This window comes from Ochrobactrum sp. A-1 (genome assembly GCF_022488005.1).
Taxonomy (GTDB): domain Bacteria; phylum Pseudomonadota; class Alphaproteobacteria; order Rhizobiales; family Rhizobiaceae; genus Brucella.
In genome coordinates this window covers 335,989-349,540 of record NZ_JAKVQC010000009.1, presented here as the reverse complement: position 1 = coordinate 349,540, position 13,552 = coordinate 335,989, and the positions used below count along the sequence as shown (strand labels likewise).

Below are 13,552 nucleotides of genomic sequence, written 5' to 3'. Positions count from 1 at the left end.
CCGTATCCTGCCTAACCGATTACGAGCAGAACCATCTAATATTCGTCTAACATGGCCTCGCTCCGCTCACCCCTTACGCCGAGGCTACGCGCCCCGCCTAACCGATTACGAGCAGAACCATCTAATATTCGTCTAACATGGCCTCGCTCCGCTCACCCCTTACGCCGAGGCTACGCGCCCCGCCTAACCGATTACGAGCAGAACCATCTAATATTCGTCTAACATGGCCTCGCTCCGCTCACCCCTTACGCCGAGGCTACGCGCCCCGCCTAACCGATTACGAGCAGAACCATCTAATATTCGTCTAACATGGCCTCGCTCCGCTCACCCCTTACGCCGAGGCTACGCGCCCCGCCTAACCGATTACGAGCAGAACCATCTAATATTCGTCTAACATGGCCTCGCTCCGCTCACCCCTTACGCCGAGGCTACGCGCCCCGCCTAACCGATTACGAGCAGAACCATCTAATATTCGTCTAACATGGCCTCGCTCCGCTCACCCCTTACGCCGAGGCTACGCGCCCCGGCGTTTAAAAGGAACTGCGCTCACCAGGGTTCACCTCGAGACTCGCCTTAATCGCCTTTATGTACACCTCGTACTCGCCAGCAAGGGACGCTACGCTCTTCGCCCTTGCCGGACTGCGAGCGAGCGGCACAGACGGCTCTTGCGCGGCTCCGGGGTTCACACTCGATTGGGAGAAACATGTTCCCAAACTCTAATCATTAAGTGATGTGATTATTTGATGTGAACACATGGTGTGTCACATGCTGCAATAAGTGTTGCCACATCGTGTAAAATTACCTTATCTTAACATCTATTCTTGCGCCGTGTGGGCAGCATTTGCCGACGCTTCGGGCAATAAATCGACACAAAGAAAACCAGCATTATCCAGGTACAGGAGGGCCAACGTGACACTTCGAATATCTTCGGTAAGCGGCAAAGGTGGAGCGGGGAAAACGACCGCAGTCATTTTGACTGCCGGTGAACTCGCACTGCAGAATCGACGGGTATTGCTAATTGATGCCGATCCACGACAAAACTTGGCCGAGTGGTGGAAGCGGTGCGAGGCAAAGGATAATGTACCGGGGTCGATTTCACTGGCGACGGCACTTCGTCAAAACAATATAGAGAAGTTAATGGCGTCTCAGGAGAAAAACTATGACGCCATACTAATCGACGCCCCGGGCGTCGATAGTGTAGTGATGGATACGATAATCGACCATTCAGATATCGTCATCACACCCATTCAGCCCGCCCAAGACGAGATTAAAGCAGTTGGTGAAGCAGCGGAGGCAATTGCGACACGAACGGACCTTCTTGATCGTACTATCCCTCAAGCAGTTCTGCGAACACGCATCACTATCGTCAATCGGCACCTCGAAGAATACCGGATCATTCGCCCTTTCGTCCAAAATTTGAGCGAACATGGCTACAATTCCGTGCTGCTCGATACCGAGCTGATCGAGCGAAACTGCTATCGTGAAATCCGCAGCGGCCTCGGGACACTACAAATGCTGGAACCGAGTGAACCGGTTCTCAAGGCCAGAGCGGAGGTTAATGCATTCGTCGAGGAGTTGGAGCAACTTAAAAAGACGAATGAAGCGGGGAGTATCAATGGCTAAGGCAAAAATCTCTCTTTCTGATTTCCCTGTCGCAGAACGTCGAAAACGTTCTGTTGATCCGGATAAAGTCACGACCTCTCCCCCGCCGATTTCCCGCGCGCAAGAAGACGACGCTGGAAAAGTTGGAATTGAATCGGCGTCCGCGACATCAAGTCAGAAAAAGCAGGATAGACCTCTCGAGACAACACCGGAACAACACCGGGCGAGTGCTGTTGAAAATGCGAACCGTCGGGAAGACTCCCGTAACCGGCTGCGTGAGCTTCGCAAAGCCCGTGAACGTGAAAGCAAGCATTTCGTCAACGTCTCGCTTGATTATGAAACGAAACGTCGTCTTGAGAACGCAGCACACGACAACGGTCTCAAAATGACAGTCATACTCCGCGATGCGATTGATCAATATCTTAAAGATAACGGATACTGAGCGTGATCAGTCAAAGTTTTCTCGTTGGGATAGCGGTCGGAATTGCCATTGGAATCTATATCGCATCATCGCTAAACACCAAACCAGATGTTCACAATGACGAACAGACGGTCGCTCGCGTGGCAAAACAAAGCGACGATGCCATTTGGCCTGATGACGAAACAGCCAGGACGGAGTTATTTCGATTGTCGAACTGGAATTACGCCGATTACGGCCGTTCTTCCAAAGTGTCAGTCCTGCGTTGCATTCCAATCAAAGAGCAGACTGTTGCATGCGAATTGTCTGCATCGCTAAGCTGGCTGAATGAGCCCAAAGCTATCGAAGCCGTCTTCGAGGGGGTGGCCAATGATTGGCGCCTTGTGGCGGTGAAATCCAGATAACCGATGTGACGACGATCGGCATTGGAATCCCAAACGCTAGCGCCGAATGCGCCCTCCTCCTTCATTTCAATATAAAACGCGCGCTGAAAACAGGCGAACACGAACTCTGAAGTGCTGCTATTTCTGAAAAATATGGTAATGATCGCCGTTGTGGCACGGCAGGTAAAAGGGGTTTCCGCGTGAGTAGTGAGGCATTGGATTTCGCTAGTGAACATTCTTTGGAAAAAACCAATGATCCTGAGATTGATAAGCCGGTCTTTAGGCGTCCGGGCTTCAGCGGAATAAGCACGTTTGAAGAAATCGATCAGCGGCTTGCGAAATACCTTCGCGACGCACGTGAAAAAGCGGGCCTCAAACAAGCCGATTTTGCACCACTCATGGGACTGTCTACGCCAGTTTATGGTCGTTATGAGCGGGCGTTTTCAAAACTCCACGTCACTCGCATGATCCATATCTGTGAAGTGCTGGGGTTTATGCCCATCGATATGCTTTACGAAGCAGCACCCCATTTGTGGGGTAATAATGAGGAAGAAGCCAGGGATCGCGTCGAACTTGCCAAACTCGTGGCAGATCTCCCGCACAGCACTACGCGTGACTTGCTTTCGTTGGTTAAAAAAATGGCAGACCTACAAAGCCAGGTCGATGCCAAACCCCAAAGCACGGATTCAACGAAATAGTCGAAGCCAGCGATGGCTATTGCGAATAGCCGACAATTGCTCGAAATGCACGATCTGAAGCGTGTCTCCCGAAAGTGGGAACCGGTTTCGGGATAGAGACATGCGTAAAAACAAAAGCTTAAAGCGTATCGTGTGAATATGATTGAACGCGACACGCTTTAAGAACCAATCATCGATTGGCTGATCAGGTGCACTGTTGTATTGCCAGACTTAATATGATACTAAATTTCGCACCCAATTGGATACGGAACTTGTCATGCAACGTGTGGAAGCAAACATAGCGGTTAGTGTTTCGGATCTCAAAAAAAGTCCGTCCGCAGTTATGGACGAGGCTAATGGCGAGACCGTCGCCGTTCTTAATCATAATCGAATTATGGCTTATATGGTTCCCGCTGACGTCTATGAAGACATGCTCGAGAAGCTGGACGATATTCGCCTTACTGAGATAATCAGGAAACGAGCCGACGAAAAAGGAATTTCGGTCGATATCGATGCCTTATAAGCTTGAATTCTTGCCCTCGGCACTCAAAGAATGGAATAAACTCGGCTCAACAATCCAAGAGCAATTAAAGAAAAAACTGCGTGAACGTTTGGAAACGCCGCGGGTCGTTAGCGCCTCACTTCACGGTATGCCTGACCATTACAAGATAAAATTACGTCAATTAGGCTATCGGCTGGTTTATTCCGTCAACGACGACACTGTAACGGTGTTGGTCGTGGCAGTTGGAAAACGTGAGCGTGGAGATGTTTATAATACCGCTCGCTCCAGAACACAGTAGTATCTCATAATCTTGTTATTTCTGTCAGATCCGATGCGGCAGAAAAGGCCTGTTTGACATGGAGGTCGCTTACGCGACCTCCGATCCGTGTATCGATGTAAGCCCATGCAGATAATCGGCAATCGCCTGAGCTTTGGCTGCTGCGGTGATAATGGCGCGTTTGTCCGCCTTCATGACGGACATCCAGCTTTCAAGGTAAGCGGCTGTGTTTTCGCGAGGATCATGGGATACACCCAGGTCAGCGCAAAGGAATGCTGCGGACAGTTCTGCGACCAGCTCTTCGAGCGCATAAGCGTTGGTGCCGAAGCGGCCCGACATATCACGATCAAGGCGATGTTTTGCGCCTGACCAATGACCAATTTCGTGAAGAAGCGACGAGTACAGGTGGACGTCGCTTAAAAAACGCTCCCGGTCGGGCATGAGAATGTCGTCAGGTCTAGGACGATAGCAAGCCTTCGTGCCGCCGTAGTGAATGATAGCTCCGGTCTGGCTAACAAAGGTGTCGACGGTTTCATTGTGCGGCACGGGCACCGTCGGCATCGGTTCGGCCGGGCTGTAATATTCGGTAGGCAGGTGTTCGATCTGCTCTACGTTGAATACCGTGTAGCCTTTGAGATAAGGGATTGAACGGTCGTCATCGGCGTCCTGATCCTTCGGGGTAAAGGTGCCATATTTAACGACAAGCGATCCACGTTCGCCCTTCCGGATTTGACCGCCGAGATCCTTCGCCTGACGATAGGTCATCCAGGTGGTGTCCTCGTAGCCGTTCATCTGCGATGCGATCCAGAGCATAAGGACATTGATGCCGCGATAGGCCTCGCCGCTGGATCGGCGTGGGATGATGGAGGTAGGGCGGGTATTTCCGCGCCACGGCCGCACCCAAGGTTTGGTGCCGGCTTCCAGTTGTTCGATGATGAGGTTTGTGATGCGCTGATAGGTGTCGCTGACATGGTTCATAACCGTCTCCATTCGTTGGTTGACGGCAAGAAACGGAGATAGCCGAGACGAGTCCATGCACCCTTTGGGCCGCAACGGAAGAGGAGGACCGCGAAGCGGTTGCATGGGAGAGTGGCTATCGCAGCTTGTCCGTCAATCAGCCAACGAACGAGACGGCCTAGATGTCAGTCACCGGTTTCGAACGGGACCGGCCTCGGCACGGAAGGGGTGCCGTTTATCGTTCGCGGTCGTCGGAATCCCGCGCGGGCTGCTTTGGCGACGACAGCTCTGCAAGCCGGGACGGGTCCGCGGCGCTTTTCTGCTCTGGTGGCATTCGCTCAACGGCGGGACCATCTGCATTTCTGACCTGATCCGGGCGTGACAAGCGGGAGAAGTCAGGACGAGCCGTGAATGTGATTTCGGTATCATCATTGGGCAACCGCTCTGGAAGGTCGGCGCGATCGACAGCAACAATCCCGTTATCGGTAACAAGGCTGGCCACACGGATATCGTGACCGAGAACCTGACCTGAAACCTGTTCGCCCGGCCTGGCGCTGCGCACGTTGTGCTCGAAAGCATTCTCACCGCGCATTTCCAGATCGACGAATGCAGCTCTTATGGCTTCCTGTCGGTTTGGATCGATCGCGTCTTCAAAGACATGTTTCATCGCCGGATTGGAGGGGTCGTTGGTCGTCGCGATCGACGCTTCGATCATGCGCGGCTTGGTAATGACCGTGAAGTCAACCTCATGACCATATTCGCGACCAAGAGATGCTAGCAGCGCCTCCTGCGTCCGTCCGTTTCCTTCTCGAAACGGGTGCACATAATTCAACTCTGCCAAAACTTTACCGGCGATTTCGGCGAACCGTTCGACCGACTATCCGCGCAAAACTTCGGGATTCCGGATGGGTCTAAAGGCTTCATCCAAGCCCATCTCGATACGCGAGCCGTGTAGGAACGAGGTTCCGCCTTAACTATTGCGGTTTGCGGACAACGCGCTCTTTGTATTCGTCGCGCGTGATATCGCCTGCGACATAGGCCGCGGTTGCCGCTTCCAACAGTGGATCGTGAACATAGCCCTGGCGCATATTCACGGCGCGCGCCTGATCAGTAGCCTTTTTGCGCTTGGCAACAGCTTCTGGAGATCGATCCGGACGGGGGGCATGAAAGTTCATCGTCAAAACTCCTGTTGTGATAAACCCTAGCGCAAAATCCAGAAAACTAAGGGATTTTTGAGGCTTTCGATGCATTGCGCCCGGCACTTGGCCGGGCGCTGTTGGGCTATCAATTGCGCGGTTCCCATTCGAGAACAGCCTGAAGGCTTGGGTCGTCCTGTCCGCCGAAGCGACCGAGGTTAGCGTTGTAGTTCAGGCGACGGATCGAGAGATTGCGCTTGAAGCCTTCGCCATCGACCTTAGCCTTTCTCCAGATTCCGCCAACCTCGATATTGAAGCCACGCGGGGACTTGGCGAACACGCGGTGCGTAGGAGCATCCGGGTTTTCCGAGTTGAAAGGCACGACTTGGATGTCGATGTCATCGGTCAGGGTCGAGATGCGGCCTTTGCCGGATGCGGTGTCGAGGTCTTCACTGTCGAACTGGATGAAGTTGGTGATTTCGTTGGCCATGGTATTCACTCCTCTATGTGGTTGCGATGATCGTTCACGGGCACGACGGTAAGCGGTGTTGCACCCTTGGGCCGGAGCGCAGCGGAGGAAGCCGAGGGCCGAAAAATTTGTCGCGCGAGGAGCCGCAGGCGGGGAAATTTTCAGGCTTCCGGCTTTGCAGCAACCGCGTCGACGTGCGAACGAGCGTCAAAAACAACCGATTAGAGGTGTGCTCTATGCGCCAATATGGCAACTCCTCTCGTTGGCATAGACCGTTGATACGGTACCGATATTGCAACGCATAATAGCCGGATACAGCGCATTTTCAACGTGTATCGTGTTACCAATGGTAAAATTTGATAACCGTAACGGTTCTCTGCGCTGATCATTCGACAATGCCAATATGGCTATGCATTAGCGGGCTTCTCTGGAGGCATGGGCCCGTCGATAGAGATGTGGGCTCTCTGCGTCCGCCGACCATATTCCAAGCAAACGCTCGCGTGCTCCGTTCTCGGCATACCCGTATTCGGCTAAGTCGATGCCGTGGTTTCGCGGCAAAAAGCGCAACATCGCTGCTGCCTGTCCCGCGCGCAACATTGCAAGGCCGATATCGTTGTTCTGAAGATAACACTGACCAACGGTATGCTTATAGCGATCGACATCAACGGTTCGGCAGAACACGTGCTTCCCGTCGATCATTTTGCGAAGGTAGCTGCGCGCAACCAGGCCGCATGGCCACGTCTTGCGGTTCAAAAGGCCACTCTGCTGCATATCGCAAGCGTCGATAGCGGCAATCCGGACACGCTGTTGTCGTATGCTGATCGTATTGCCATCGATGACGCGGGCCGTTCCGGCCACGGAACCCTGCCATTGTTCAGCGACAGCAAGGCCGACAGTCATCAGCTAGGCCGCCGCGGGCCGAAAAGGTAGCGTAAAATAAAACACCCGCCGCGGGAGGAGCGACGGGTGTTTATGGTGAAGACCAGACTTTGGGAGGAAGATGTCTGGTCTTAGATCGCCGAGGAATTGGGAGGAACGGCCTCAGCGATAATCAAAATTTATTAGCGACCCGAGGCCTGACGAGCCACGGACGGGATTTCCGAAGCCATGATGCCCAGATCGTTTAGTTCACGAGCATTCAGGCGGCTCAGTTCGTTTACGGTGTTACGATAACGGCGCCAGTTGCTGTACGAGCGGATCAGGTTCATTTCTCTCTCCTCAAAAATTCTCTCTTTGTCTTGCAAACAGCATATAGGTCTGAGCTAGCGTGGGCAGAAGCGCCAGATTCGCATAGCTGGCATGCTGAAAGGCTTGCAACGATTTTCACGCTTCATCTTTTAAGATGCATTTCACTTGCATGTTTTCTGCAAGCTCTATAGATGCATCTCAGCTACATGTTTTAATGCAGCGACCAACGCGCCGCGTTTAGCCCGGTTCCGTTAGCTTGACCCAAGAAGCTTTATGTTGATTTCCGAACCAGTAGCGCGGTCAAAAGGAGCACAAATGTCACAAACACTGAGTGAACAAACCGTTGCAATCGTCAAGGCAACCGTTCCAGCGCTGAACGCTCATGGGCTTGATATCGTGAATGAGATGTATTCACGACTGTTCCAGAGCCCGGAGATTCGGGATATGTTCAATCAATCCCATCAAGGACTGACCGACGCGCAACCAAGGGCATTGACCGGCGCCATACTCGCTTACGCGAGCAATATCGATAACCTTGGCGCACTGGCGCCAGCCGTAGAGCGCATTGCACAAAAACATGTCGGGCTGCAGATTTTGCCGGAACACTACCCACATGTCGCAGAAGCTTTGCTTGGCGCTATTAAGGCCGTTCTTGGAGACGCGGCAACTGAAGAAGTGCTTGAAGCATGGGGAGAAGCATACTGGTTTCTGGCAAATATCCTCATGGCCCGCGAAGACCGCATCTACGGGGATCAAAAAAGCTCAACAGGCGGCTGGAATGGCTGGCGTGATTTCCGCATTGAACATGTTGCCCGCGAAAGCAGCGTCATATCGTCTTTCATTCTTCGCCCGGTCGATGGCCAGCCAGTTATGGAGCACAAACCCGGTCAATACCTGACCTTCTCGTTTGACATCGACGGCCAGCCTGCTGTGAAACGGAATTACTCTATTTCCAGTGCGGCCAACGGGGAAACCTATCGCATCTCCGTGAAGCGCGAGCCGAAAGGCGTTGCCTCGAACTGGCTTCACGATCATGCAACCGTAGGAACAGTGATCAAGGTCGCAGCGCCGGCTGGCGAATTTTTTCTGGCGGAACGGCCAGTGCGGCCAACCGTCCTTTTGTCAGGCGGTGTCGGTCTTACGCCAATGATCGCCATGCTTGAAACAATCGCCAATCGATATCCGGAAGCTCCAACACACTATATTCACGGCACACATGACCGTGAGACCCATGCCATGGGGGACCACGTTCATGCCCTTGCCGCCAGGAGTACAGCAGTCACGGTTACAAACTTCCATCAGACGCCTCTCCCTGACGAAACCCCTGGTGAGGACTACGATCGTGCAGGACTGATCACTGATGATTGGCTGATTACAAACACACCCGTAGGTAGCGCTGATTATTATATTTGCGGCCCTCGCCTTTTCCTGCGCGCAGCGGTTTCAGCCCTGTCGCTTGCCGGCGTGCCGTCGGATCGCATTCACTATGAATTTTTCGGACCGGCAGACGAGCTTCTGGCCGCATAGCTTATGCCCGTTAGCCCTGTATCATGATGAGTACGAGGGAAAATAGAATGTTTTCCCTCGTTACGTATTCCAGCATGGCAATCGGCCTGTCTCGTGCAGAGAAGCTTCAGGTCACGCTGAAACCGAGAGGTGACTGTTGTTTTGTCAGTCGCCGCAGGACCACTTTATCTGTCAACAAATCTTCAACTGTGTAGCCGTCGAACACAGCAAGCATCGCTTCAACCCCTTTGGCAAGGACGCCGGTAAGGCCACAAGCCTGCGAAAGCACACAATCAGGACAATCTGCCAGTTGAAGACCTTCTTCGGTGCGTCGGACAACCTGGCCGACAGTTATCTTGTCTGGAGCCCGTGCCAGACGCAGACCTCCGCTCCGTCCACGAATAGTTTCGATGAAACCGTCGTCTACCAGCCCCTTCACGACCTTCGTAAGATGGTTATGTGATATTGCGTAACTATTCGAGATTTCCCTGATCGAGCACAAACGTTCCCGGTGCAATGCGAGATGGATCAAAACGCGAAGTGAGAAGTCTGTGTAAAGCGTCAATCGCATTAACTAATCCTGGTGTAATCCTCGACGGAGGAGTTTCCCACGTTGTACTTGGACAGGCCAATTACAGCAAACCGAATTGCAATAAACCCTGCAGTGCGAAGAAGGGTCAGGAAAACCGTCTTGAGAGCCTATTGACCTGAGCTTTTGAACTTCCTCCAGATGTCAGGAACTGCCGTTCTAAAAGCCGCTCTGCTTCTTTTCGCAAGCGGCGATCCAGACACGCTGTTGTCGTATGCTGATCGTATCGCCATCGATGACGCGGGCCGTTCCGGCCACGGAACCCGGCCATTGTTTAGCAACGGCAAGACCGACATTCATCAGCAGGGCCGCCGCGGCAGTGATAAAATAGCCAACGATCAATTTATACCCTCCATTCCATGACGGGCAACAAGCCCGAAAACCGAGCGGGCTAGATGTAGTTCGCCGGCGGTGGCGCGTTCAGTCATGGCGCGCAAATAGCCGCCTGGCGACGTCACATGCCTCTCGTCGAACTTCTGCAGCGTGACAGCGATGGCAATCGCGGCAGCCTGTTCCCCCATCTGATCGACCGCGCGGCGGTGAGCATCTTCGGAAATGCCGGCCAAGCGGCAGATTTGTGGCGCGAGCCGCGCCAATTCAGCCCAGGTTCGGGGGCGCGACATTCCATAGGCAGTCAGCGCCGGTATTGCTCGTAACAGATCCTGCAGGGCCACTAACACCTGTGGCGGGTGATGGGGTTGATTGACTTGGCACGAATTGCGCCCCAGGCTTTTTTCTAAAGCCCTCTTACCGACCAAGCCGATCTTTGGGTAACTGATTTGTTCGGCGTTAGCCGAACGCTTTTCAACTCTACTATTTTCAAAGGAATAGGGGTTTGTAATCTGTTTGTGCATGTCGTTTTCGGCATACGGGCATGTCGAATCTTCATTTCTATCGGACGGCTGCTCACGGTGAGGCAGCTGCATTACCCGCTCGACGATCCATTCAATTAGGCCTGTTGCGCGACGGAGAACGGTGCTGGATGCCTTTGTCGCGATGCCTACGGCATCACGAACACGGGCGAAACGCTTCTCAATTATTGAGCGCAGCCGAGCGGGCAGCTCATCTATAGAGGCGAGCGCGTAACGCAGATTGCGAACAGCGCCGCGATAGCGACGCAGGATCGCATTGAGTGCTTTCTTTTCCGCCTTTGCTTGCCGGACCATCCCATCGAGTTCCGGGAAGCGGGCGATCAAAATGCGCAGATCGATGCCGCAAGCGTCGGCAATACTGCCGTCCCCGCTACGCACCGGATAGCGCTTGTAATTGCCGCTGTCCTGCATGGTGATTAAACCGGCATCGAATAGCCGTGACAACATGCGGCTCACACGACCCTCAGATCGCCCGATCTCAAAGGCAAGCGCCGCATTGGATTTGAACACGATCGGTCGGCCGCCTTTGTCATAGCTCTCTGCCGGAGCCGTAATGATCAGGGCAACAAGCAAGTGCGCCTCGGTGCCATTGATGAGGCCAAGGCAAGGGAGTGACTGAGCAAGACCAGTCAACTGGCCCCGTGTAACAGTTCCGATCTCTGCGAACTGACCCATTCGACGAAACTCGGTTCGTTGTGGTGTCTGTTTACGGCCAACCCGCCGCACTGGCTGAAGGGCTTCCCCCATACTCCTCGTCTCCTCTTAAAGACCAGGCAAAGCTTTCCCGTTCGCCGAAAAGCGTTTTTTATTGACTTTGGAAGATGGGAGTGCGATTTTATTTTGACTAAACGTTTGAAATTTGCACTCCGCTTCCGGATTTTTTCGGGAGCGGTTTTTCTTTTTACCCGGCCACATTCTCCTTGAAGTTTGGTATTCAACGGCACGAATGTTACCGATTTGGTTCTTTTCGGCAACCCTAAAACAGGCGTACGGCAAGAGAAGTGCGCCATATGAGGCCATTATCTCTAGAAATTGGACGAAATCTTCCTCTATAGGTCCGCCTCACCGGCCTTCCAATATTACCTTTTTGGCAATGTCACTCATACTATCGCTTGCAATAACCTCAGCCGTTTCGCCTCTCCGAATGGGCCTCCGGCAACCCTACAGCGCGATATGAGAGCGCGGGTGCCTCCGGCCGACGGCGCTCGCTACGCTCACACCGAAAATGGCGCACTGGCATCGTTTGAGGAGCCAATCCTGATAAACGCGAGATCGGGATTCTACCGATGCCTCTTCGACGTTTTGAGACAAACGCCAGGTTGGAATCTCACTAGAAGGTGGTTATATCTTCCGCGTTCAGAGCGGATGGAAACGTGACCAGATTGCGATGAACGGCCCCGGTGTCTTTGGGAAGAGCGCCGGGGTTTTTCATTTCTCTTAATCTTCTCAAGCCGGACGCAAGCGTCACTACCCTTCGTCGCGCTATCTGTCAATCGGCGTTTAAACGGGACCCCTTATCGGCGTCCAAAAAGTACCCCTCCTTTAGGTTGCAAGGTTTAGCGTGCGCGGGCCCGTAACTTTAAATTTAGTGCAGGGTCTGCGCGCGCGGATCGTTAGCGTTCTTCGGCTTTAGATCCCATGAGGAGTGAACAGCGGCCGTCGCTCTGGCAGAGTGAGGTTGCATCAAAACACTCGCTCAGGAGGAGCAATTTATGGAACCCGCATCCATTCATCCGACCGCTGTCCGCACTGATCTTGGCGCAATTTTTGTGTCATTGGAACTAAGCCGATCGACTTGGTTGATCACTTCGTTGTCGCCGGGCAGTGGCGAGAAGATGTCGAAGCATGTAGTGGCCGGTGGCAATGTGGCAGAGCTGCTGGATCGATTTGAGCAGCTACAGCACAAAGCGCGGTTGAGAACAGGAACGTTGTTTCCTATCGTAACAATCCAAGAGGCAGGATTGGACGGCTTCTGGATACACCGGGTGCTGGAGGCCAATGGTATCGAGAGTCACGTCGTAGACGCAGCTTCGATCGCGACGTCTCGTCGACGTCGGCGTGCCAAGACCGACAAGATTGATGGAGAGGCTCTGACGCGCACATTGCTTGCGTTCAAGCGCGGCGAGCCACGCGTATGTGCGATGGTTAAAGCGCCAGATCCGAAGGACGAAGATCGGCGTCGGATATGCCGGGAACGCAAAGTTTTGATTGCTGAGCGGGTCAGGCATGTCAATCGCGTTAAGGGGCTACTCTTTGCTCAAGGCGTCAGCGGCTATCAACCGCTCCGTAAAGATCGCCGTCGGCGGCTGGAGGAGCTCCAGACCGGAGATGGGCGTGAGTTACCGAAACACCTGAAGGCTCAAATTAATCGCGAACTCGACCGTCTCGACTTGCTGCTGGAACAGATTGCTGCAGTGGAGAGCGAGCGGAATTCTCTCCTGTCAACGTATGAGCAGCCAGCGGTTGAGGCAACTTCGCCCGCGGCGATGCTGCTGTCCCTGAAGGGGATTGGCGCTGAGTTTGCCGCCGTCCTTTGGACCGAAGCCCTGTCCCGGCGTTTTGATAATAGGCGGCAGATTGCCGCCTATGCCGGTTTGACACCAACCCCATGGATGAGCGGGACCATCGATCACGAACAGGGTGTCTCAAAAGCAGGAAACCCTCGGCTGCGCACCACGATGATTCAACTGTCTTGGTTGTGGCTACGCAATCAGCCAGCATCAGCGCTCAGCCGTTGGTTTGTGGATCGGGTTCAGTCGAATGGTGGACGCTTAAAGAAAGCCGCGATAGTTGCCCTGGCGCGCAAACTCCTTATCGCGCTGTGGAAGTTTGTCACTGCGGGTGTTGTCATCGAGGGGGCTGTCATGAAGACTGCGTGACGACCAAAAAATTACCGAATACACAAATCTTCCAGGACTGATCACTCCTGGCGGATCCAGGTGAGCGAACCGCCTCAAAGTCGGGCTTCAAATGCCG

The 13,552-nt window shown here is 53.5% G+C and carries 17 protein-coding genes and 1 pseudogene; 9 read left to right on the top strand and 9 right to left on the bottom strand.

The annotated features are described in order from the left end of the window. The first annotated feature begins 909 nt into the window (after positions 1-909). From MKS82_RS29030 to MKS82_RS29005, 6 genes are all read left to right on the top strand, one after another. Positions 910-1,623, top strand: coding sequence for a ParA family protein (locus MKS82_RS29030; RefSeq protein ID WP_240579652.1), 714 nt, complete (start codon positions 910-912; stop codon positions 1,621-1,623). Next, a complete protein-coding gene (locus MKS82_RS29025; RefSeq protein WP_240578221.1) occupies positions 1,616-2,044 on the top strand; it encodes a hypothetical protein in 429 nt (142 codons plus the stop codon). The genes MKS82_RS29030 and MKS82_RS29025 overlap by 8 nt, the downstream gene beginning before the upstream one ends. Before the next feature lie 2 nt (positions 2,045-2,046). Beyond that, the gene (locus tag MKS82_RS29020) at positions 2,047-2,424 is read left to right on the top strand and encodes a hypothetical protein (RefSeq protein ID WP_240578222.1); all 378 of its coding nucleotides are present in this window, start codon (positions 2,047-2,049) and stop codon (positions 2,422-2,424) included. Between the two features lie 179 nt (positions 2,425-2,603). Then, positions 2,604-3,101: a helix-turn-helix domain-containing protein gene (locus tag MKS82_RS29015; protein ID WP_168927610.1), complete on the top strand. Its 498-nt coding sequence runs from the start codon at positions 2,604-2,606 to the stop codon at positions 3,099-3,101. 256 nt (positions 3,102-3,357) lie between these two features. Continuing rightward, entirely contained in the window at positions 3,358-3,603 is a 246-nt protein-coding gene (locus MKS82_RS29010; RefSeq protein ID WP_094544282.1) for a type II toxin-antitoxin system Phd/YefM family antitoxin, read from the top strand. Further along, entirely contained in the window at positions 3,593-3,880 is a 288-nt protein-coding gene (locus MKS82_RS29005; protein ID WP_165902970.1) for a type II toxin-antitoxin system RelE family toxin, read from the top strand. The genes MKS82_RS29010 and MKS82_RS29005 overlap by 11 nt, the downstream gene beginning before the upstream one ends. A gap of 69 nt (positions 3,881-3,949) precedes the next feature. Here the strand turns inward: MKS82_RS29005 and MKS82_RS29000 are convergent, their stop codons facing one another. The 5 genes and pseudogenes from MKS82_RS29000 to MKS82_RS28980 form a co-directional block, all read right to left on the bottom strand. Then, entirely contained in the window at positions 3,950-4,837 is an 888-nt protein-coding gene (locus tag MKS82_RS29000) for a zincin-like metallopeptidase domain-containing protein (protein WP_240579651.1), read from the bottom strand. Between the two features lie 214 nt (positions 4,838-5,051). Continuing rightward, a pseudogene (locus tag MKS82_RS28995) lies at positions 5,052-5,786 on the bottom strand (Fic/DOC family protein); the annotation flags it as partial. A 4-nt stretch (positions 5,787-5,790) separates the two neighbouring features. Further along, positions 5,791-5,991: an antitoxin VbhA family protein gene (locus tag MKS82_RS28990; protein ID WP_240579650.1), complete on the bottom strand. Its 201-nt coding sequence runs from the start codon at positions 5,989-5,991 to the stop codon at positions 5,791-5,793. A gap of 109 nt (positions 5,992-6,100) precedes the next feature. Then, positions 6,101-6,442 carry a DUF736 family protein gene (locus MKS82_RS28985; protein WP_240579649.1) on the bottom strand — a complete coding sequence of 114 codons (342 nt, stop codon included), beginning with the start codon at positions 6,440-6,442 and terminating at the stop codon, positions 6,101-6,103. A 393-nt stretch (positions 6,443-6,835) separates the two neighbouring features. After that, complete coding sequence (locus tag MKS82_RS28980) at positions 6,836-7,174, bottom strand: thermonuclease family protein (protein WP_240579661.1); 339 nt, start codon at positions 7,172-7,174, stop codon at positions 6,836-6,838. Between MKS82_RS28980 and MKS82_RS28975 the strand changes: the two genes are divergently transcribed. After that, the gene (locus MKS82_RS28975) at positions 7,064-7,351 is read left to right on the top strand and encodes a hypothetical protein (RefSeq protein ID WP_240579662.1); all 288 of its coding nucleotides are present in this window, start codon (positions 7,064-7,066) and stop codon (positions 7,349-7,351) included. The genes MKS82_RS28980 and MKS82_RS28975 overlap by 111 nt on opposite strands. Before the next feature lie 131 nt (positions 7,352-7,482). Here the strand turns inward: MKS82_RS28975 and MKS82_RS28970 are convergent, their stop codons facing one another. Next, entirely contained in the window at positions 7,483-7,629 is a 147-nt protein-coding gene (locus MKS82_RS28970) for a DUF1127 domain-containing protein (RefSeq protein WP_140905768.1), read from the bottom strand. A 295-nt stretch (positions 7,630-7,924) separates the two neighbouring features. Here MKS82_RS28970 and hmpA point away from each other — a divergent pair, with 295 nt between their 5' ends. After that, a complete protein-coding gene (gene hmpA / locus MKS82_RS28965) occupies positions 7,925-9,136 on the top strand; it encodes an NO-inducible flavohemoprotein (RefSeq protein WP_140905767.1) in 1,212 nt (403 codons plus the stop codon). A 106-nt stretch (positions 9,137-9,242) separates the two neighbouring features. Here hmpA and MKS82_RS28960 read toward each other — a convergent pair whose 3' ends face one another. The 3 genes from MKS82_RS28960 to repC form a co-directional block, all read right to left on the bottom strand. Continuing rightward, complete coding sequence (locus MKS82_RS28960; RefSeq protein ID WP_140905766.1) at positions 9,243-9,686, bottom strand: RrF2 family transcriptional regulator; 444 nt, start codon at positions 9,684-9,686, stop codon at positions 9,243-9,245. A gap of 177 nt (positions 9,687-9,863) precedes the next feature. Beyond that, entirely contained in the window at positions 9,864-10,046 is a 183-nt protein-coding gene (locus tag MKS82_RS28955) for a hypothetical protein (RefSeq protein ID WP_140905765.1), read from the bottom strand. Continuing rightward, the gene (gene repC, locus MKS82_RS28950; protein ID WP_240579648.1) at positions 10,043-11,323 is read right to left on the bottom strand and encodes a plasmid replication protein RepC; all 1,281 of its coding nucleotides are present in this window, start codon (positions 11,321-11,323) and stop codon (positions 10,043-10,045) included. The genes MKS82_RS28955 and repC overlap by 4 nt, the downstream gene beginning before the upstream one ends. A gap of 965 nt (positions 11,324-12,288) precedes the next feature. Between repC and MKS82_RS28945 the strand changes: the two genes are divergently transcribed. Then, on the top strand, positions 12,289-13,455 hold the full coding sequence (locus tag MKS82_RS28945) for an IS110 family transposase (protein ID WP_240578266.1): 1,167 nt from the start codon (positions 12,289-12,291) through the stop codon (positions 13,453-13,455). The last annotated feature ends 97 nt before the right edge of the window (positions 13,456-13,552 follow it).

Coding starts and splice junctions, on each gene's coding strand:
- MKS82_RS29025 (WP_240578221.1), top strand. CDS start 1,616: ATGGCTAAGGCAAAAATCTCTCTTTCTGATTTCCCTGTCGCAGAACGT.
- MKS82_RS29010 (WP_094544282.1), top strand. CDS start 3,358: ATGCAACGTGTGGAAGCAAACATAGCGGTTAGTGTTTCGGATCTCAAA.
- MKS82_RS29005 (WP_165902970.1), top strand. CDS start 3,593: ATGCCTTATAAGCTTGAATTCTTGCCCTCGGCACTCAAAGAATGGAAT.
- MKS82_RS29000 (WP_240579651.1), bottom strand. CDS start 4,837: ATGAACCATGTCAGCGACACCTATCAGCGCATCACAAACCTCATCATC.
- MKS82_RS28990 (WP_240579650.1), bottom strand. CDS start 5,991: ATGAACTTTCATGCCCCCCGTCCGGATCGATCTCCAGAAGCTGTTGCC.
- MKS82_RS28985 (WP_240579649.1), bottom strand. CDS start 6,442: ATGGCCAACGAAATCACCAACTTCATCCAGTTCGACAGTGAAGACCTC.
- MKS82_RS28975 (WP_240579662.1), top strand. CDS start 7,064: ATGCTTATAGCGATCGACATCAACGGTTCGGCAGAACACGTGCTTCCC.
- MKS82_RS28970 (WP_140905768.1), bottom strand. CDS start 7,629: ATGAACCTGATCCGCTCGTACAGCAACTGGCGCCGTTATCGTAACACC.
- hmpA (WP_140905767.1), top strand. CDS start 7,925: ATGTCACAAACACTGAGTGAACAAACCGTTGCAATCGTCAAGGCAACC.
- MKS82_RS28960 (WP_140905766.1), bottom strand. CDS start 9,686: ATGCGATTGACGCTTTACACAGACTTCTCACTTCGCGTTTTGATCCAT.
- repC (WP_240579648.1), bottom strand. CDS start 11,323: ATGGGGGAAGCCCTTCAGCCAGTGCGGCGGGTTGGCCGTAAACAGACA.
- MKS82_RS28945 (WP_240578266.1), top strand. CDS start 12,289: ATGGAACCCGCATCCATTCATCCGACCGCTGTCCGCACTGATCTTGGC.